General features: G+C 71.7%; 15 protein-coding genes. 9 read left to right on the top strand and 6 right to left on the bottom strand.

What is annotated here, in order from left to right; translation table 11 throughout:
- Positions 1–87: 87 nt before the first annotated feature.
- From AC1HIL_RS20960 to AC1HIL_RS20945, 4 genes are all read left to right on the top strand, one after another.
- A complete protein-coding gene (locus AC1HIL_RS20960; protein WP_057596933.1) occupies positions 88–1,122 on the top strand; it encodes an amino acid ABC transporter substrate-binding protein in 1,035 nt (344 codons plus the stop codon).
- Complete coding sequence (locus AC1HIL_RS20955) at positions 1,119–2,126, top strand: amino acid ABC transporter permease (RefSeq protein ID WP_057596934.1); 1,008 nt, start codon at positions 1,119–1,121, stop codon at positions 2,124–2,126. The genes AC1HIL_RS20960 and AC1HIL_RS20955 overlap by 4 nt, the downstream gene beginning before the upstream one ends.
- A complete protein-coding gene (locus tag AC1HIL_RS20950) occupies positions 2,123–3,199 on the top strand; it encodes an amino acid ABC transporter permease (protein WP_479669924.1) in 1,077 nt (358 codons plus the stop codon). Before AC1HIL_RS20955 ends, AC1HIL_RS20950 begins: the two co-directional genes overlap by 4 nt.
- 264 nt (positions 3,200–3,463) lie before the next feature.
- A complete protein-coding gene (locus AC1HIL_RS20945) occupies positions 3,464–4,819 on the top strand; it encodes a homoserine dehydrogenase (protein WP_296733521.1) in 1,356 nt (451 codons plus the stop codon).
- Positions 4,820–4,826: 7 nt separating this feature from the next.
- Here AC1HIL_RS20945 and AC1HIL_RS20940 read toward each other — a convergent pair whose 3' ends face one another.
- Complete coding sequence (locus AC1HIL_RS20940) at positions 4,827–6,335, bottom strand: sodium:solute symporter family protein (protein ID WP_479669923.1); 1,509 nt, start codon at positions 6,333–6,335, stop codon at positions 4,827–4,829.
- The gene (locus tag AC1HIL_RS20935; protein ID WP_057596940.1) at positions 6,332–6,631 is read right to left on the bottom strand and encodes a DUF3311 domain-containing protein; all 300 of its coding nucleotides are present in this window, start codon (positions 6,629–6,631) and stop codon (positions 6,332–6,334) included. Before AC1HIL_RS20935 ends, AC1HIL_RS20940 begins: the two co-directional genes overlap by 4 nt.
- A gap of 203 nt (positions 6,632–6,834) precedes the next feature.
- Here AC1HIL_RS20935 and AC1HIL_RS20930 point away from each other — a divergent pair, with 203 nt between their 5' ends.
- Genes AC1HIL_RS20930 through AC1HIL_RS20920 form a run of 3 tightly spaced genes read left to right on the top strand, consistent with a single transcriptional unit; the run spans position 6,835 to position 8,808 of the window.
- Positions 6,835–7,371 carry a helix-turn-helix domain-containing protein gene (locus AC1HIL_RS20930; protein WP_093342133.1) on the top strand — a complete coding sequence of 179 codons (537 nt, stop codon included), beginning with the start codon at positions 6,835–6,837 and terminating at the stop codon, positions 7,369–7,371.
- A 13-nt stretch (positions 7,372–7,384) separates the two neighbouring features.
- Positions 7,385–7,753 (top strand): TIGR04076 family protein, encoded by a 369-nt coding sequence (locus tag AC1HIL_RS20925; RefSeq protein WP_057596942.1) that lies wholly within the window; start codon positions 7,385–7,387, stop codon positions 7,751–7,753.
- Positions 7,750–8,808, top strand: coding sequence for an aldo/keto reductase (locus AC1HIL_RS20920; RefSeq protein ID WP_479669922.1), 1,059 nt, complete (start codon positions 7,750–7,752; stop codon positions 8,806–8,808). Before AC1HIL_RS20925 ends, AC1HIL_RS20920 begins: the two co-directional genes overlap by 4 nt.
- 14 nt (positions 8,809–8,822) lie before the next feature.
- On the opposite strand, the gene AC1HIL_RS20915 is transcribed toward AC1HIL_RS20920, so the two are convergent.
- Positions 8,823–9,233, bottom strand: coding sequence for a PPC domain-containing DNA-binding protein (locus AC1HIL_RS20915; protein ID WP_413763467.1), 411 nt, complete (start codon positions 9,231–9,233; stop codon positions 8,823–8,825).
- Positions 9,234–9,246: 13 nt separating this feature from the next.
- On the bottom strand, positions 9,247–10,917 hold the full coding sequence (gene pgm / locus AC1HIL_RS20910; RefSeq protein ID WP_261205641.1) for a phosphoglucomutase (alpha-D-glucose-1,6-bisphosphate-dependent): 1,671 nt from the start codon (positions 10,915–10,917) through the stop codon (positions 9,247–9,249).
- 267 nt (positions 10,918–11,184) lie between these two features.
- Between pgm and AC1HIL_RS20905 the strand changes: the two genes are divergently transcribed.
- Positions 11,185–11,520, top strand: coding sequence for a hypothetical protein (locus AC1HIL_RS20905; RefSeq protein ID WP_479669921.1), 336 nt, complete (start codon positions 11,185–11,187; stop codon positions 11,518–11,520).
- Between the two features lie 252 nt (positions 11,521–11,772).
- Positions 11,773–13,074, top strand: coding sequence for a putative bifunctional diguanylate cyclase/phosphodiesterase (locus AC1HIL_RS20900; RefSeq protein WP_479669920.1), 1,302 nt, complete (start codon positions 11,773–11,775; stop codon positions 13,072–13,074).
- A 73-nt stretch (positions 13,075–13,147) separates the two neighbouring features.
- Here AC1HIL_RS20900 and AC1HIL_RS20895 read toward each other — a convergent pair whose 3' ends face one another.
- Both AC1HIL_RS20895 and bcsZ read right to left on the bottom strand, forming a co-directional pair.
- Entirely contained in the window at positions 13,148–17,482 is a 4,335-nt protein-coding gene (locus AC1HIL_RS20895) for a cellulose biosynthesis protein BcsC (RefSeq protein ID WP_479669919.1), read from the bottom strand.
- Positions 17,458–18,711, bottom strand: coding sequence for a cellulose synthase complex periplasmic endoglucanase BcsZ (gene bcsZ / locus AC1HIL_RS20890; RefSeq protein WP_479669918.1), 1,254 nt, complete (start codon positions 18,709–18,711; stop codon positions 17,458–17,460). Before bcsZ ends, AC1HIL_RS20895 begins: the two co-directional genes overlap by 25 nt.
- Positions 18,712–18,736 lie beyond the last annotated feature (25 nt).

Genomic DNA, 18,736 nt, shown 5'->3' with positions numbered 1-18,736 from the left:
GCTTCGCATATGCATCCAACCGCCTGTTCCTTGGCGGCCCGGCGCGCCGCCTCGTACACTGCCTTTTTGCCTGAGGAGAACCCATCCATGACGCCCCGATTCCGATCCGCCTTCGCCCTGGCGGCGACCGCCGCCGCGCTGGTCGCCGCCGCGCCCGCCTTTGCCGGCAAGACCCTCGACGCGGTCAAGCAGCGCGGCAGCCTCAAGTGCGGCGTGACCAACGGCGTGGCCGGTTTCTCGGCGCCCGACACGCAGGGCAACTGGTCGGGCCTCGACGTCGACACCTGCCGCGCGATCGCCGCGGCCGTGCTCGGCGATGCGAAGAAGGTCGAGTTCGTGCCGCTCAATTCGCAGCAGCGCTTCTCGGCGCTGCAGGCCGGCGAGATTGACATCCTCGCGCGCAACACCACCTGGACGCTCACGCGCGACGCCTCGCTGGGCTTCAACTTCACGACCATCACCTACTACGACGGCCAGGGTTTCCTGGTGCCGAAGAAGCTCAAGGTCACGAGCGCTAAGCAACTGAAGAACGCGACCATCTGCACCCAGTCGGGCACCACCAACGAGAAGAACGTCTCCGACTACTTCCGGGCCCAGAACATCCCCGTCAAGACGGTCGTGTTCGAGAGCTTCGAGGCCTCGTTCAAGGCCTTCTTCTCGGGCCGCTGCCAGGCCTTCACCACCGACGCCTCGGCGCTCGCCGGCCTGCGCAACAAGGAGGCGCAGAACCCCGACGACTACCTGATCCTGCCCGAGCTGATCTCCAAGGAACCGCTGGCGCCGCTGGTGCGCCGCGGCGACGACGAATGGTTCGCGATCGCCAAGTGGGTGCCCAATGCGCTGATCGAGGCGGAGGAGGCCGGCATCACCGAGGCCAACGCCGAACAGCTCAAGGCCTCGAGCAAGGACCCCGCGCAGCAGCGCCTGCTGGGCGCCGGCGAGGACCTCGGCAAGCTGCTGGGCCTCGACAAGGACTGGTCCTATCGCGCGATCAAGGCCGTGGGCAACTACGGCGAGATCTTCGAGCGCAACGTCGGACCGAAGTCGGTGCTGAAGCTGCCGCGCGGCTCCAACAACCTCTGGAGCAAGGGCGGCCTGATCTACGCACCGCCGGTGCGATGAGCCTGCGGGCCGCGGGCGGTGAACGCCGCTCGGCCTGGCTGGCCTGGGCCGTGCAGGTGCTCCTGGTGCTGGCCGTGGTGGCCGGCGCCTTCTGGGTCGTGCACCACGCGCTCGAGGTGCTGCGCGCGCGCGGCGTGCGCTCGGGCTTCGACTTCCTCAGCGAGCCCGCGGGCTTCGCGATCAGCGAGGGCTGGCTCGATTTCGAGGCCAGCCAGCCGTCGTGGCGGGCCTTCCTCGCCGGCCTCGTCAACACCGTGCGCGCCGCGGTGCCGGCGGTCGTGTTCTCGGTGCTGCTCGGCACCCTGATCGGCATCGGGCGGCTCGCGCCGCACGTGCTGGTGCGCGGCATCTGCACCGCCTACGTCGAGCTGCTGCGCAACGTGCCGCTGCTGGTGCAGCTGCTGATGCTGGCCTTCGTGATGGCGAACTTGCTGCCCGACCCGACCGAGCCGGTGCGGCTGCTGCCGGGCGTGTGGCTCAGCAAGGGCGGACTCAGCGTGCCGTGGCCGGTGGCGGGCGAGGGCGGCTGGTGGCCCACGCACCTCGAATGGCCCGAGCGCGGCGACTTCGGCGTCAACGGCGGCGCGGCGCTGAGCCCCGAGTACGTGACCATCGTCGCGGGCCTGTCGCTCTACTCGGCCGCCTTCGTGGCCGAGATCGTGCGCGCGGGCATCCTGTCGGTGTCGCAGGGGCAGGTGCTCGCGGGGCAGGCGATGGGCTTCTCGCCGGTGCAGCAGCTGCGCATCGTGATCCTGCCGCAGGCGCTGCGCGTGATCGTGCCGGCGCTCACCAACCAGGTGTTGAGCCTGGTCAAGAACTCCTCGCTCGCGGTGGCGGTCGGCTATCCCGAGCTGGTGTCGGTGGCCAACACCACCATCGGCGCGAACGGCCGCGCCTTCGAGTGCATCGCGATCATCATGGCGGTCTACCTGCTGCTGTCGCTCGTGATCTCGCTGGGCATGAACCGCTACAACGCGCGCGTCGCGCTGCGAGGTTGGCGATGAGGGTCGTGCGAGGCCCGATCGCCTGGCGGCACGAACTCTGGGGTTCGCCGCTGCGCACGCTCGCCACGCTGCTGCTCGCGGGGCTGCTGGCCTGGGCCGGCTGGCACCTGGTCGACTGGGCCGTGGTGCACGCGGTGTTCCGCCCCGATGCCGAGGCCTGCCGCGCGGTGCGGCACGGCGCCTGCTGGGGCGTGGTGGCCGAGAAATGGCGGCCGATGCTGTTCGGCCGCTTCCCCTATGAAGACCAGTGGCGCCCCGCGATCGCGGTCGCGCTGCTGTCGGCGGTCACGCTGCTCAGCGCCTGGCCGCGCAGCTGGCGCTGGTGGCTGCCGGCGCTGTGGCTGCTGGCGCTCGCGGCCTTCGTGCTGCTGATGCGCGGCGGCGCGTTCGGCTGGAGCCACGTGCCGACCAACCGCTGGGGCGGCCTGCCGCTGACCATCGGGCTCGCGGTGGTCGGGCTGGCGCTGGCCTTTCCGCTCGCGCTGCTGCTGGCGCTCGGGCGCCGCTCGGGCTGGCCGGTGGTGCGCACGCTCTGCGCGAGCTACATCGAGCTGGTGCGCGGCGTGCCGCTGATCTCGGTGCTGTTCATGGCCTCGTTCCTGCTGCCGCTGCTGTGGCCCGCGGGCTGGCAGCCCGACGTGCTGGTGCGCGTGCTGGCCGGGCTGTCGCTGTTCGTGGCCGCCTACCTGGCGGAGATCATTCGCGGCGGCCTGCAGGCCGTGCCGCGCGGCCAGACCGAGGTCGCGATGGCGCTGGGCTTCGGCCGCTGGCCGGTGCAGCGCGACATCGTGCTGCCGCAGGCGCTGCGGCTGGTCGTGCCGGCGCTGACCAACAACGTGGTGGGCACGCTCAAGGACACCTCGCTGGTCACGGTGGTGGGGCTGTTCGAGCTCACGGGCGCGCTCGGCCTGTCGCTCGGCGGCGATCCGACCTGGCGGCCGTTCTACCTCGAGGGCTACCTGTTCATCGCGGCGATCTACTGGCTGCTGTGCTTCGGGCTCTCGCGCTACAGCGTGTGGCTCGAGGGGCGCCTGTCGGCCGTGCCGCGCGTGGTCCAGGCCGAGCCGGCCTGAGGCGTCCTGTACACTCCGCCCCCATGTCGTGTTTCCACCCCGCCTTCGCATCGAGCGCCGCCCGCATGGGCCGCATGATGCCGTCCGCTTTCGCGCGGACCGGATGGGCAATGGATGCACGAATGATTACCACCATTACCACCGCGGCCACCTGAGCACGCGCAGGTGGCCGTTCCGGCAGCCACCTGGTGATCGCTCTTCCCCCGAACGAATGAAACCCAGCTCTGGCAGCTGGGTTTTTGTTTTTGTCGTTTGGAGAAGCCCATGTACCGCGATCCCGTCCAGTCCCTAGAAACCGTCGTGCCCAGCCAGGCCATGCGAGCGCTGCGCGTGGGCATGATCGGCATCGGCACCGTCGGCTCGGGCACCTTCCGCGTGCTGGCGCGCAACCACGACCAGATCGCCGCGCGCGCCGGCCGCGGCATCGAGATCGTCATCGTGGCCGCGCGCAACCTCGCGCGCGCCGCGGGCATCGTGGGCGAGGGCGTGGCGCTCACCGACGACGCGATGCGCGTCGCGACCCATCCCGAGCTCGACGTGGTGGTCGAGGTGGCCGGCGGCACCGGCGCGGCGCGCGACTGGGTGCTGGCCGCGATCGCCCACGGCAAGCACGTGGTGACGGCCAACAAGGCGCTGCTGGCCGAGCATGGCGGCGAGATCTTCGAGGCCGCGCGCCGCCACGGCGTGGCGGTGGCCTACGAGGGTGCGGTGGCGGTCAGCATCCCGATCGTGAAGGCGCTGCGCGAAGGCCTCGTGGCCAACCGCATCGAATGGGTGGCGGGCATCGTCAACGGCACCACCAATTTTATCCTCAGCAAGATGCGCGACGAGGGCCTGGACTTCGGGGCCGCGCTCGCGCAGGCCCAGGCGCTCGGCTATGCCGAGGCCGATCCGACCTTCGACATCGAGGGCATCGACGCGGCCCACAAGCTCACGCTGCTCGCGGCCAATGCCTTCGGCATGCCGCTGCGCTTCGCCGACGTGCAGGCCGAGGGCATCACGGCGCTGCAGGGGCTGGACGTGGCCTGCGCCGAGCAGCTGGGCTTTCGCGTCAAGCTGCTGGGCGTGGCGCGCCGCCGCGAGGAGGGCGTCGAGCTGCGCGTGCAGCCCGCGCTGGTGCCCGCCGAGCATCTGATGGCGCATGTGAACGGCTCGATGAACGCGGTGATGGTCAAGGGCGATGCCTCGGGCGTGACGATGTACTACGGCGCCGGTGCCGGCTCGGAGCAGACCGCTTCGGCCGTGATCGCCGACCTGGTGGACGTGGCCCGGCTGGCCGGCACCCCGGCCGCGCAGCGCGTGCCGCACCTGGGCTTCCATGCGCATGCGATGAATGCGCTCGAGGTGCTGCCGCGCGCGGCGGTGCGCAGCGCGCACTACCTGCGCGTACCGGTGCACGCGGCCGGCGGCATCGAGGCCGTGACGGCCTGGCTCGCGAGCCAGCAGGTGCCCGTGCGGCGGGTGACGCTGGCCGCGCCCTGCGCGGCCGGTGCGCAGGTGCTGGTGCTGACCGAGCCGATGGCGCAGGGCGCGCTCGATCTCGCGGTGCATGCGCTGCAGTCGCACCCGGCCGTGGCCGGCGCGGTCGCGACGTTGCGCGTGGAGATGCTGGAGGCTTGACGCGCGTTCAGGCGGCCCGCGCGGGCAGGCTGCGGGGTGCGCGCGGTGCCCCGTCGTCGAGTTGCCCCAGTGCCAGCGCGGCGGCGCGCGGCCGTTGCGTGACCAGGCTCACGGCCACCACCACCGCCGCATTGATCGCCATCGCGATCAACCCGGCCTCCCATTGCGGCAGCGCGGTGGCCCAGAACTTCGCGGCCGGCGGCGCGAGCAGGGCCGCGAAACCCGCGATCAGCCCGGCCAGCACGCCGAGCGCGCTGGTGCGCTTCCAGAGGAAGCCGAGGAACACGCCGGGCGCCAGCATGCCGATGGCCGAATAGGCGTCGAGCAGGATCTTCACCAGCGAGCCCTTCTGGCTGATCGACAACCACACGGCGATCGCCGCGAAGCACACCAGCGAGCCGCGCGACAGCGCCAGTGCCGCGCCTTCGCCGAGCGCGGGCCTGAAGGGCCGCACCACGTTGCGCGTGAAGATCGAGCCGGCCGTCAGCAGCAGCAGCGAGCCCGGCGCCAGCGCCAGCAGGAAGCCGGTGCCCGCGAGCAGGCCCACGGTCCAGGCCGGATAGCGGTCGGACACGAACTGCAGCAGCGCCGCGTTGAGGCTGCCGCCCGGCGGTTGCGTGCCCGCGATCAGCGCCGCGAAGCCCAGCAGGATGATGAAGAAATAGGCCAGCGAGTAGATCGGCTGCCAGATTGCGTTGCGCCGGATCGCGGTGGCGCTGTGCGCCGTGTACGACATCTGGAACAGGTGCGGGAACACCCAGTTGCCCAGCGCGATGTTGATGGCCGAGGTCATGAGCCAGATCGCGGTGGTCGGCGAACTCGCATCGAGGCCCGGAAAGCTGCCGATGCCCGGGTGCCTGGCCTCGGCCATCGCGAACAGGTCGAGCAGCGAGGCCGCGCCCACCTTGCTCGCCACCGTCACGCTCAGCAGCACCACGACCAGCACCATCAGCACGTCCTTCACGCCGGCCGCGAAGGCCGCCGAGCGCACGCCGGCCACGAACACGAAGGCGATCATCAACAGGCCCGCGCCGATGGTCGCGGCCTCGCTCGATACCGCGCCGTCGAGCGTGAGCTGCACGATCAGGCCCAGGCTCACGAGCTGGATCTGCACGTAGACCACCAGCGAGGCGATGCCGACCACGCCGGTAAGCACGCCGAGCCAGGGCGCCTCGTAGCGCGCGGCGAAGAAGTCGGACTGCGTGAGCAGGCGCCCGATGCGCCCCGCGCGCCAGATCTTCGGCATCAGCCAGTAGCCGACCGCATAGCTCATCGACACCGAGCAGAAGGCCAGGTAGGCCGGCGCGCCCAGCGCCCAGGCATAGCCCGAGATGCCGAGCACCGCGAAGGTGGTGTACACCTCGCCCGCGTTCATGAACCAGAACAGCAGGGTGCCGAGGCTGCGGCCGCCCACGGCCCATTCGGCCAGGGTGGCGGCGCGCCGTGTGCGGCGGCCGTAGGCGATGGCGCCCGCGACCGTGGCGAGCAGGATGGCCAGGACGATCGCGAGCTTCATCGCGCGCTCCCGTGGCCGTCGGTGCCGGCGTCCTGGTGCCGCGCGAGGAAGTCGGCTTCCTCGTCCTCCACGCCATGGCGCGCGTCGAGCCGGAACACCAGCGCGATCGCCACGCTCGTGAGCACGATACCCGCCATCTGCCAGGCCATCGGGAACGGCAGGCCGAAGGGCCGCAGCGCGATGTCGTTGACCACGGGCGCGAGGCCGGCCTGCCAGACGAAGGGGAAGGCCAGCAGCCATCGGTAGGCGCGGCGGCGCGGAGGCGATGCGGTGGAGGAGGGAGACGGGCCGGCCATTCGAAACTCCTGTGAAGTGCTGCTGCACGAGATGGGCGCGGAGTGTGCAGCGAAAGTGCACGGAGCACAAGCGGGGCGAGTTCGGGTTTTCCTTGTAAATAATGCATCGATCCTGGGCATTCAGCCAGCTTGACGTGCACCGTCATGGCACATAGCATTGACTCATTCGTGCTGTCACACTGCACAAAAGGAAATTCCCACCCATGATCGGCGAACGGCTCAAGGAACTGCGCACCGCACGCGGCCTCTCGTTGCGCGAGCTCGCGGCCCAGGCCGGCGTGTCGGCCACCTTGCTGAGCCAGATCGAGCGCGCGGTCACCGACCCCAGCCTCGAAACCCTGCGCCGGCTCGCGGGCGTGTTCGGCGAATCGGTGTCCTCGCTGTTCTCCGACCCCGCGCCGCCCACCGTCTGGGTCAGCCGGCCGGGACGGCGCGCGATGCTCACGGCGCCGCAGGGCCAGGTCGCCTACGAGCGGCTGACCGCCGGCGTGGGCCAGCTCGAGGTGCTGCGCGCCGTGCTGCAGCCGGGCCAGATGTCGGCCGACGAACCGCGCGGCCATGCCTCGGCCGAGTGCGTCTACGTGGTGGCCGGCGCGCTGGTGGCGCAGGTCGCGGGCGTCGACTACCCGGTGCAGGCCGGCGAGAGCATCTCCTTCGACGCGCGGCTGCCGCATCGCTACATGAACGCCTCGCAGGCGCCGACCGAAATCATCCTGTCGGTGACGCCGCCCAATCCCTGAGCAGGAGCCTCCCATGAGCACACCGACCGATCCCGCCGCCGAGCGCAGCTTCACGCTGCACGACCTGCGCGTCGAGGTGGTCGCGCCCGAGGGCGCGCGCATCTACTGCGGCCAGCCCGGCGACCACTTCGAGCTGCGCGGCGAGATGCTGCACCTGCCGCCGGGGCAGGGCTTCTCGATCTACTCGCTGGGCGCGGTGCTGCCGCTGCTGGCCGCCAAGCAGCGCGCCACCGACGGCAACGACTGGATGAGCACCGACGCCGAGATCGCCTGTCCAGACCCGAACTGTCCCTCGCGCCTGCGCATCACGCGCATCGGCACGCGCGTCTTCCGCCACGCCGACACCACGGCCGTGGTCCACCCTTCCGACCTTCGACCATGAGCACCGTTCCCCGCACCGAACTCGCCCCCGGCTATTCCATCTCGCGCATGCTCAAGGGCGGCTGGCAGCTCGCCGGCGGCCATGGCGGCATCGACCGCGCCGCGGCCATCGCCGACATGTCGGCCTACTACCAGGCCGGCATCACCACCTTCGACTGCGCCGACATCTACACCGGCGTCGAGGAACTGATCGGCGAGTTCCGCCGCGAGCACTGCGCGCGCCACGGCGCCGACAGCCTTGCGCAGCTGCGCGTGCACACCAAGTTCGTGCCCGACCTCGCGCTGCTTTCGACCATCGACAAGCGCCAGGTCGAGCAGACCATCGACCGCTCGCTGCGCCGCCTCGGCGTGGAGCGGCTCGACCTGGTGCAGTTCCACTGGTGGGACTACCGCGTGCCGCGCTACGTCGAGGTCGCGCACTGGCTCGCCGAGCTCCAGCGCGCCGGCAAGATCGAGCTGCTGGGCGGCACCAACTTCGACACGCGGCGCGCGCGCGAACTGGGCGACGCGGGCCTGCCGTTGCGCAGCATGCAGGTGCAGTACTCGCTGCTCGACCAGCGGCCGCGCGCGCGGCTCGCGGCCTGGTGCGCGCAGGCCGGCGTGAAGCTGCTGTGCTACGGCAGCGTGGCCGGCGGCTTTCTCTCGGAACGCTGGCTCGGCGCGAGCGAACCGGCCGAGCCGCTGGAGAACCGCTCGCTGGTCAAGTACAAGCTGATCATCGACGACTTCGGCGGCTGGGATCTGTTCCAGGCACTGCTGCAAGCCTTGCAGCAGATCGCGCGGCGGCACGGCACCTCGCTGTCGGCGGTCGCGATGCGCTGGGTGCTCGCGCAGCCCGAGGTGGCGGCCGTGATCGTCGGCGTGCGCCGCGGCGACCATCTGCCCGACCACCTGCGCATGCTCGCGTTGCAGCTCGATGCGGCCGACCTCGCGGCGCTCGATGCGGTGCTCGCGCAGCGCCGCCCGGACAGCGGCGATGTCTACGAGGTCGAGCGCGACATCGAGGGGCGGCATGGCCGCGTCATGAAGTACGACCTCAACGACAAGCCGCACTGAGCAGCCCGCCTGGCTCAGTCGCGATCCAGCGGTTTCTCGCGCATCCTCAGTTCGGCATAGCCCGTGGCCTCGTCGTGCTCGCGCGAGAAGCGCCATGCGGGCAGCAGCGCCAGCAACACTTCAGCGGTGGTGCGCACCACGCAGCCCGGCGCCGCATGGCCGCCCCAGACGCGGCCCTGCGCGTCCGCCACGCTGATGTGCAGGTGCGAGCCGTCGGGCGAGAGCGAGCCCGCGAGCGTGAGGATCTCCAGATCGCCTTCGAGCGCCGAGGGCTCGGGTGCGCCCGCGAAGCGGATCCGCGCACCGCGCAGGCTGCCGATGCCCGAGAGCACGAAGGCCGCGTCCACCGCCTGCTGCGCGAGCACGCGGTCGAGCGCCGCGCGCAGGTCGTCGCCGGGCGAGAGGCGCAGGGGCAGCGTGCGCATCGCGCGACCGGTTTCAGGGCGCCGCGAGCGCGCCGTCCACCACCTGCTGCGCTTCCTCGAGGATGCGCGCGAGATGCTCCCGGCCCTGGAAGCTCTCGCCGTAGATCTTGTAGATGTTCTCGGTGCCCGAGGGACGCGCGGCGAACCAGCCGTTCTCCGTGACCACCTTCACGCCGCCGATGGCCGCGCCGTTGCCGGGCGCATGGCTCAGCACCTCGACGATCTTCTCGCCCGCGAGTTCGGTCGAGCGAATCTGCGCCGGCGACAGGTTCGACAGCCGCTTCTTCTGCTCGACCGTCGCCGCCGCGTCGACGCGGTCGGAGACCGGCCGGCCCAGCGCCTGCGTGAGCTCGGCATAGCGCTCGCCCGGATCGCGGCCGGTGCGCGCGGCGATCTCGGCCGACAGCAGCGCCGGCACGATGCCGTCCTTGTCGGTGGTCCAGGCCGTGCCGTCGCGGCGCAGGAAGGTCGCGCCCGCGCTTTCCTCGCCGCCAAAGGCCAGCGAACCGTCGACCAGCCCGTCGACGAACCACTTGAAGCCCACCGGCACCTCGTACAGCCGGCGGCCCAGGCGCTGGGCCACGCGGTCGATCATGCGGCTGCTCACCACCGTCTTGCCGACGGCCGCGGCGGCGGGCCAGCCGGGGCGGTGCGTGTAGAGGTAGTCGATCATCACCGCGAGGTAGCTGTTGGGCTGCATCAGGCCGCTGCTGCCCGCCACCACCCCGTGGCGGTCGTGGTCGGTGTCGCAGGCGAAGGCGATGCCGAAGCGGTCCTTGAGCGCGATCAGCTGGTGCATCGCATCGGGCGAGGAGGGGTCCATGCGGATGCGGCCGTCCCAGTCGAGCGACATGAAGCGGAAGGTCGGGTCGACCTCCTGGCTCAGCACCGTCAGGCGCGAGAGCTTGTAGCGCTCGGCGATCGCGGGCCAGTAGTGCACGCCCGCGCCGCCCAGCGGATCGACGCCCAGCGCGATCGGCACGTCGCGGATGGCGTCCATGTCGAGCACCTGCGCCAGGTCTTCCACATAGGTGTTGAGGTAGTCGTGCCGGTGCGTGGTCGAGGCCTGGAGCGCCTGCGCCAGCGGCAGCCGCTTCACGCCCTGCAGGCCGTTGGCCAGGAAGCCGTTGGCGGCGGCCTCGACCGCCGAGGTGATGTCGGTGCCGGCCGGGCCGCCGTTGGGCGGGTTGTACTTGAAGCCGCCGCTCTCGGGCGGGTTGTGCGAGGGCGTGATGACGATGCCGTCGGCCAGGCCGCTGCTGCGGCCGCGGTTGTAGACCAGAATCGCGTGCGAGACGGCGGGCGTGGGCGTGTATTCATCGTCCTGCGAAAGCATCAGCTCGACGCCGTTGGCCGCCAGCACCTCGACCGCGCTGTTGAAGGCCGGCGTCGAGAGCGCATGGGTGTCGATGCCGAGGAACAGCGGGCCGTCGATGCCTTTCTGGCTGCGGTAGTCGCAGATCGCCTGGCTGATCGCGAGCACGTGCCATTCGTTGAAGCCGTTGTCGAAGGAAGAGCCGCGGTGGCCCGAGGTGCCGAAGGCCACGCGCTGCGCGGGCACCGAGGGATCGGGCCGGCCGCTGTAGTAGGCCGAGACCAGCCGCGGCACGTTCACCAGCAGGTCGTGCGGCGCGGGCTGGCCGGGGAGGGCGGCGGGTGCCGCGGTCTTGGAGGCAGGGCTCATCGGTGTGTGTCCAGGGTTCGGAAGGCGGCGCCGGGCCGGGTGCTCCTAGGATACGGTGGCAAGCGCCGATGGCACAGTCGGCGATCGGCGCGTCATCGCCGCTGGACTGCGCGCCGGATCGCATGCCAAGATCAAGCAAACGTTTTCCCTCTGGAATCTGGTAGGGAGATCGTGAATTTTGTCGATACTTTTGTTCTCGTTTGACCGAAATCGCCCGAATTCGCGGCCGGGCGCGACTAAGCTACGCCCCGTTCAAGGAACCCCCGAATGCGCATCCACGGCCGACACTGGCTCTCTCTCGCGGCATTGCTCCTGCTGGCCGCCGGCTGCCAGGCGCCGCCCAAGGACCGTCCTCTCACCTCCGAAGTGCCGGAGCCGCCGGCCTTCGCGCCGCCGCCCGAAAGCTGCCTGGCCGAGGGCGTGCGCTTCGCGCTGGGTTTGCGCGCCACCCAGCCGCTGCTCGAGGAGATGCGCCAGCGCAGCGGCGCCAGGTTCGCGCGCACCGTGCTCGCCACCGACCCGCCCGATCCCGTGCTCGATCCGACCCGCCTCAACGTGCGGATCGAGCCCTCGGGCCGCATCGTGGGGGCGAGCTGCCAATAAGAAAGACCTGCCGGCTCGACCTCGCTTCCCCGGTTCCAGGGCACCGCATCCGCGAATGCTTTGGTCCTGCTTCGATGCCACGGTGTTGCGCGAAGACCGCGAACGTCACAATTCGACCCGCCCGGATCGCTCCACGGTCAGTTTTGAGAGAACAATAGATTGCGATTTTCCGGACTCAGCCCTTTGTCGACCAAGCAACCTCCCGCCATGGCCCTGCCGGATTCCGGACTCAAACGCCTTCCCCCCGATGAGGTGCTGCGCCCCCTGCTGGCCGACTGGGCCCGCGAGGGCAAGCGCCTGGCCATCGTCTGCTTCATCGACCTCGACCGCTTCGCCGACGTGAACCAGCGCCTGGGCATGGCGGGCGGCAACGCCGCGCTCGAAGAAGCGCGCCGCCGCCTCAAGGCCCAGCTGCCGCGCGAGGGCCTGCTGGCCCATGTCGGCGGCGACGAATTCGCGGCCGTGTTCGCGGGCATCGGCAATTCGCAGTGCCACCAGGTGCTCGAACGCATGCTGGCCGCGCTGGCCGAACCCTGGGAGTGGCGCGGCCATGCGGTCAACCTCGAGGCCAGCCTCGGCGCGCGGCTGCTCGATGCCAGCGGTCCGCCGCCCGAACTCGCGCTGCGCCAGGCCAGCCACGCGGCCTTTTTCGCCAAGCGCGCGGGCGACGTGCACTACTTCGACGCGCCGCAGGCCCATGCCGACGAACAGATGGTGCGCGCGCGCCAGCGCATCCAGGAAGGCCTGGAGCGCGACGAATTCTTCCTCTGCTACCAGCCCAAGGTCGACATGCAGCGCGGCGTGATGGTGGGCGTCGAGGCGCTGATCCGCTGGCAGCATCCCGAGCGCGGCCTGTTGCAGCCCGGCCAGTTCGTGCCGCTCACCGAGGGCGACGAGCTCGCCGAGCGCATGGGCGACTGGGTGATCGGCGCGGCGCTGCGGCAGGCCTACGAATGGCGCGCGCTCGGACTGCGCACCGCGATCAGCGTGAACGTGAGCCCGCGCCACATGATGCGCTGGGACTTCGTCGACCGGCTCGCGCAGCACCTGGCGCAGTTTCCCAAGCTCGGCGCCGGCACGCTCGAGCTCGAGATCCTCGAGACCACCGCGATCAGCAAGTTCTCCACCGTGGCGCGCTTCGTCGAGGCCTGCAAGGGCCTGGGCGTGCCGGTGGCCATCGACGACTTCGGCACCGGCTATTCGTCGCTGACCTACCTGCGCCAGCTGCCGGTGTCCTCGGTCAAGATCGACCAGTCCTTCATCCGCGGCATGCTCGAAAGCGAGCAGGACCGCGCGATCGTGCAGGGCATCCTCGCGCTGCTCAAGGCGCTGGGCCGCACGCCCGTGGCCGAGGGCGTGGAGACGCTGGAGATCGGCGGGGCGCTGCTCGAGATGGGGTGCGCGCTGGCCCAGGGCTATGGCATCTCGATGCCGCTGGCGGCCTGCGACATTCCGCAATGGGTGAAGGACTTCGAGCGCGAGCCGCTGTGGGCCCCGCTCCCGCATTACGCGCAGGCGCTGCCCGTGGCGGGGGCGCCGGCCTCGGGCGGCTGAGCGCGCCCAACGAACAGGAAACCGCGCGAGCCCCCTCGGGGCCGCGCGGTTTTTCTTCGTGGCGCCTCGCCGGTCAGAGCAGCGGCGTGTAGGGCGACACCAGCGGCCGCAGCGTCGTGCCCGTGGGCACGCCCAGCGTGCTCGAGCCGTCGAACACGTAGCGCAGGTAGAGGCTGCCGGTGAACTGCCGGTAGTCCTGCGCGTTGTTCAGGCCGATCGAGCCGCCGAGGAACATCTTGGGCGCGAGCTGGTACTCGAGCACCGCGGCGAGGTTGTAGGCCAGGCCGGTCTTCGAGGTCTTCGCGTAGCGGCCGGTGTAGATCGCGTTGGTGAGGCCCAGGGCGGCCGCGCCGGCGGCGGCCCGGCCGGCATCGCCGTTGCGGCTGCTGTCGGTGGGGAAGTAGGGCGTGTCCTTCTGGTTGAAGGCCTGCACGCCCAGCGAGGCATTGACGCGCCACGACAGCCGGTTGTTGCGCCCGCTCCAGTCCACCGGCAGCGCGAGGCTCACGAAGCTCTGCGGGCTGAAGTAGCCGCCATGGCCGAAGGTGTAGTAGCTGAGGTTCTTCTCGTAGCCCATGATGCCGAGGTTGAGCCCCAGCGTGAGCTTGTTGCCGGGCTCGCTCAGCAGGTGGATGTAGCTGCCGCCGCCGATCTCGAAGCGCGAGTTGCTCGCCACGTTCTTGCCCGTGAGGCCGTGCAGCGCGCCATAGCCGTAGAAGCCGTAGGTGCCGTCGTCGTAGCCGATGTCGCCGCGCGCGCCGGTGGCGACCACGCCGCCCCAGCGCTCGCCGGTGCGCTCGTCCTTCGCGCCCGCGAAGGACAGCAGGCTGTCGGTGACCGGCCGGCGCGACAGGTCGGCCTTGTACGACCAGGAGTCGCCGAAGGCGCCCTTGAAGGAGACGTTGCCGATCAGGTTGACCTGCTGGAAGCCCAGTGGCGTGGTGCCGATGCTGGCGCCGAAGTTCGTGCCCTCGTAGCCCACGCTCAGGCCCAGGCCGGCCGCGTTCTGCTGGCCGGCCGTGGTGCCGTTCATCAGGCCGGTGAAGGCCGAGCCGGGACCGCCGCCGAAGCGGCTGGCGGTGGCCCAGTCGCCCGCGGGCGAGCCGGCATCGAGGAAGGTGGGCGTGACGCCCACGACGATCTTGCCGTCGCCGACCGGGAAGCGGGCCTCGAACGGAATCTCGAAGTCGGTCAGCCGGCTCAGGCCCGCTTCGCCCGCGCGGTTGCGGAACACGGTGCCCGCGGTGAGGGTGACCGAGCGCGCGGCCTCGAGCTCGCGCAGCTCCGCCGCGGCCGAATCGGCCGGCGGCTGGGCGCGCGGCGCGGCATTCCAGCCGGCGTCGACCTGCGCCGAGCCCGGGCGAGGCAGCGGCAGCAGGCCGCCGCCCTGCACATAGGGCTGCGGTGCCTGGGCGTAGACCGGGGCCAGCGTCTGCGTGCCGGCCGCCGGGTATTGCTGCAACGGCGGCGCGATGTAGGCCGTGGCCTGGGGGGTGTTGGCCGCGCGCGCGGCGGTGCGCGTGTTCGCGGCCGGCGCGGTGGCGTCCGTGGTGCCGGCCGTGCGGCGGCCCTTGGCGGTGGCCGCGGGTTGCGCGTTCGTCGTCGGCCAGGGCGTGGCGCCCGGCGCGGCCGCGACCGGATAGCCCGCGTTCGCCGGGGCGGCCGCATAGGCCGGATATTGCACGGGATAGGTCGCCGGGTAGGCGCCCGCGGTGGAGGCCGGTGCATAGGCCACCGGCTGCATCCGCGCCTGCGCGAAGGGATTGCCGCCTGCGCCCGCGGGCACCGGCAGCGCGGTGCTCGCGGCGCCGCCGGTCATGCCGGCGAAGGGGTTCGCGGGTGGCAGGCCGCCCGGCACGCCGGGCGCGCCCGGGGCACCGCCCGAAGCGAGCCGGCTGTCGGCCTCGACCGCGGCGCGCAGGTACTGCTCGGCCTTGCGGCTGTCGCCGGCATTGCGGTAGACGCGGCCGGCCGCGGTCAGCACGCGCGATTCGTCGGGCGCCTGCTTGAGCGCGGCCATCACGTAGCTCTCGGCATCGCCGTGGTTGCGCTGCGCGCTCGCGCTCGCGGCGGCGGCCAGCAAGGTGTCGAGGTCGGTCGGGCTGCGCTGCAGCACGCGCTGGTAGAGCGCCAGCGCCTGGGCTTCGTCGCGCGCGGCCGAATAGAGCCGCGCGAGCGCGGCCAGCGCCTTCGGATCGTCGGGCCGCTCGGCCAGCACCGGCGCCATCGCGTTGTAGGCGGCCTCGAGGTTGCCGGCCTCGCGCAGCGCGTCGGTCTGGCGCAGCGCGTAGGCGATGCGCAGCGCATCGAAGTCGGCGCGCTGGGACGAGGTCATGCTGGTGCTCGCGAGCTGGCGCAGCACGGCCGACAGCTCGATGTCCTGGCGCGTCTTGAGCAGCACCGAGGCATAGAGCAGGCGGTTGGCGACGGTCGGCGTCGGCGTGCGCGCGAGCAACTGGCGGCTCATCGCGAGCGCGCGCGGCGCATCGCCGATGTCGGCATAGGCGCCCGCGAGCTGGCCGAAGATCTCGCTCGGCATGTCGCTGCTCAGCGAGGCCTCGGCCTGGCCCAGCAGCTGGCGCGCGGCATCGACCTGGCCCTGGCGCGCGAGCGCCTGCGCGCGCTGCGCCTGCGACTGCGCCCAGAGGCGGCGCTGCAGCGCGGCCATCTCGCGGGTGCGCGAGCCGGCCGGGATGCGCTCGAGGTACTGCATGCCGGCGGCGGCATCGCCGGTCTCGGAGGCCAGCAGGGCGCTCGCGAACAGGGCGTCGGGCATGTCGGGCTGCGACATCAGCAGGCCTTCCATCACGCCGCGCGCCTCGGCCACCAGGCCCTGGCGGCGGTAGATGTTGGCGAGATCCAGCCGCACCCACGGACTGTCGGGCGCGGCGAGCATGGCGTCCTCGAGCGTGCGTTGCGCGCCGGCGCCGTCGCCGGCATCGGCCTGCTGCTTCGCCTTGGCACGCGCCTGCTCGACCTGGATGTCGCGCAGGCCGCCGAGCTGGGCTGCCTGCTCGGGCGTGAGGCGGCGCGAGAGTTCGAGTGCCTCGTCGGCGCGGCCCTGGCGGCCCAGCACCGCGATCAGGCCGCGCAGGGCCTGGCCGTCCGAGGGCTTGCTCTCGAGCACGCGGCGGTAGCCCTGTTCGGCCTGCGGCAGTTCGCCGGCGGCGGCGCGCAGGTCGGCCAGCGCGACCTGGCCCACGGGCTCGCGCGCATCGATGCGCACGGCGCGCTCGAGCAGCGACTGCGCGCTGCGCAGGTCGTTGCGGCCCTGCGCGGCGCGCGCCTGGTTCACGAGGTTCCAGTAGGTGGCGCTCTGCAGTGCCGAATTCCACTTGGTGTTGCCGCCGCGCGCGGCCTGCTCGAGGTACTGCTGCGCCTCGGCGAAGCGTTCCTGGCGCAGCCGCACCAGGCCCAGGCCGCCGAGTGCCTCGCTGTCGTCGGCCTTGGCGCGCAGCGCCTGCTGGAAGCGCTGCTCGGCGGTCGCCGGGTCGCCGCGGTCGAGCGCGCGGTAGCCCTCGCCGAGCGGCACGCCCGGGCCCGAGGCCGCAGTCGTGCGGCCGCTTTCGAGCGCCTCGAGGCGCGCGGCCACGGCCGTGTCGTTCTGGTTGTTGGCGAGGAACTCGCGGTACAGCGGCATGTCGGGCGCGCGGGCGTCGAGCCAGATCAGCGCCTGGCGCCAGCTCGCGCGCGCGGCCGCGCCCACGGTCGGCTGCTTCGACAACTCGGCCAGGCTGCGGATGCCTTCGCGCCGCGTGCTCTCGCTGTAGGTGCGCAGTTGCGCGAGCGCGAGCTTGTAGCTGGCGTTCTCGGGGTATTCGCGCACCAGCTGCTCGATGCCGCGGCGGCCTTCGTCGGCACCCTGCGGCGTGCTGCTGAGCGTCTGGTAGTACTCGAGCGCCAGCGCCTCGGGCGGTGGCCGGTTGTCGAACTGGTCGCGGTACAGCTGCACCGCCTCGGCCGCGCGGCCGGCGCGCGCCGCCGCGCGGGCGCGCTGCAGCAGGCTGCCCTGGCCGGGGTTCTGCGCCTGCTGCTGCAGCCGCGACAGGCGCGGATCGTTGGGCGCGGCGGCGCGCAGCCGCGCGATCCAGCTGCGCGCCGGCTCGGCGTTGCCGCGCGAGAGCTCGACCTGCGCCATGCCGTACATCGCGTCGGCCGACTGCGGATTCACGCTGAGCAGCTTGCGCCAGCTTTCCTCGGCCAGGTCGGCGCGACCCTGCGACTGCCAGTAGTTGCCCTGTTCGATCAGCGCGGTGGCGGCGTCGGCCTGGGCGTGCGCCGGATTGGCGGCGCCCAGCGTGGCGAACAGGCCCAGGCAGGCCAGCCAGCGCGCGGAGGGCAGGCCCGCCGGAGCGCGGCGCAACCGGGTCGGGCGCGGCGATGTCATGCCGTGCGGGTGGGTCGACATAGCAGTCTCCATGAGGTTTGCAGCTGGCCGTTCCGGAGGAACTGGTAGCGCCCGTCGAGCCAGGCCTGGCCGAAGAGCAGCAGCATCTGTTCGTAGTAGGGAAGCAGGGCGGTCGACGGCTGGCCGTCGGCGCGCGAATTGGGCAGGCGCGCCAGCTCGGTGGCCAGCGCCTCGGGCATGTCCTGCGCCTTCAGGTAGGGCAGCAGCGCGCCGGCAAAACCCAGCGGTCCCATGCCGCGCACGGTGCCGGTGGCGGTGTCGACCAGCTCGGGGATCGGCTGCCGGTCGGCCAGCAGGCGCTTCGGGCCCGCCAGGGCCTGCAGCAGCGCCCGGCGGTCGGGCGACTGTTCGGCCAGCATGCCGGCCCAGAGGTAGACGCGGATCGCGTCATAGCTGCCGACCGTGCCCTTCTCGGGGTCGGCGACGAAGGCGCGCGCATCCTCCGACCAGGCGCACCAGTCGGGCGAGAAGCCGCGCGGCGCCGTGGCCGCGAGCAGGCGCACCGTGTTGTCGGCCACCGCGGCCCAGGGCCCCTGCGGATCGGCGTGCTGGAAATAGCGCAGCAATTGCAGCGGCATGTAGCTCGGGTTGAGCCGCCACACCGAACCGCTGGCCACCGACTTGGGCCAGGGCAGGAGCATGCGGCCGAAGCCCGACAGCGAGACCACCTCCTCGCGCGCCACCAGCGCCAGCAGGCTGCGGCCCATGCTCGCGTAGCGCGGTTCGTTCCAGAGCCGGCCGGCCTCCATCAGCGCATAGGCGATCCAGAGGTCGGCGTCTGAGGCGGGATTCGGATCGAGCACGCCCCAGCCGCCGCCGGGCTTGCGGCCCCACTGCCAGGCCGGCAGGTTCTTCGCGACGCTGCCGTTCGCGAGGTTGGTCTCGGCCCAGCCCAGCACGCGCGCGAACAGTTCGCGGTCGTTGTGGACCAGCGCGAAGAACATGGCGTAGGACTGGCCCTCGGAGGTCGAGTGCTGCTGCGGCGAGTTGAAGTCGATCACGCGGCCGTCGCGCTGGACGTGGCGCGCGACGAAGGCGTTCCAGTCGGCGGCGGGGTGGCAGGTGGCGGGCATGGGCGCGGCGGGTGGCGCCGCGGGGGCGGTCGGCGCGGCCTGCGCGGCCGCCCGCGTGCCGGTCCAGGCCAGCGCGGACGCAGCCACGGCCGCGAACAGCGAGCGGCGCTGCCGGTCGGGAGCGGAAGGGGGAAGCGTGGGCTTCGAACCTGTCATCGTGGGGTCGGTCTCCGGGGCGCGG

It is taken from the genome of Variovorax sp. ISS6 (genome assembly GCF_056523145.1).
The sequence above is the reverse complement of the archived record's forward strand: the minus strand, read 5'-3'. Positions and strand labels throughout refer to the sequence as shown.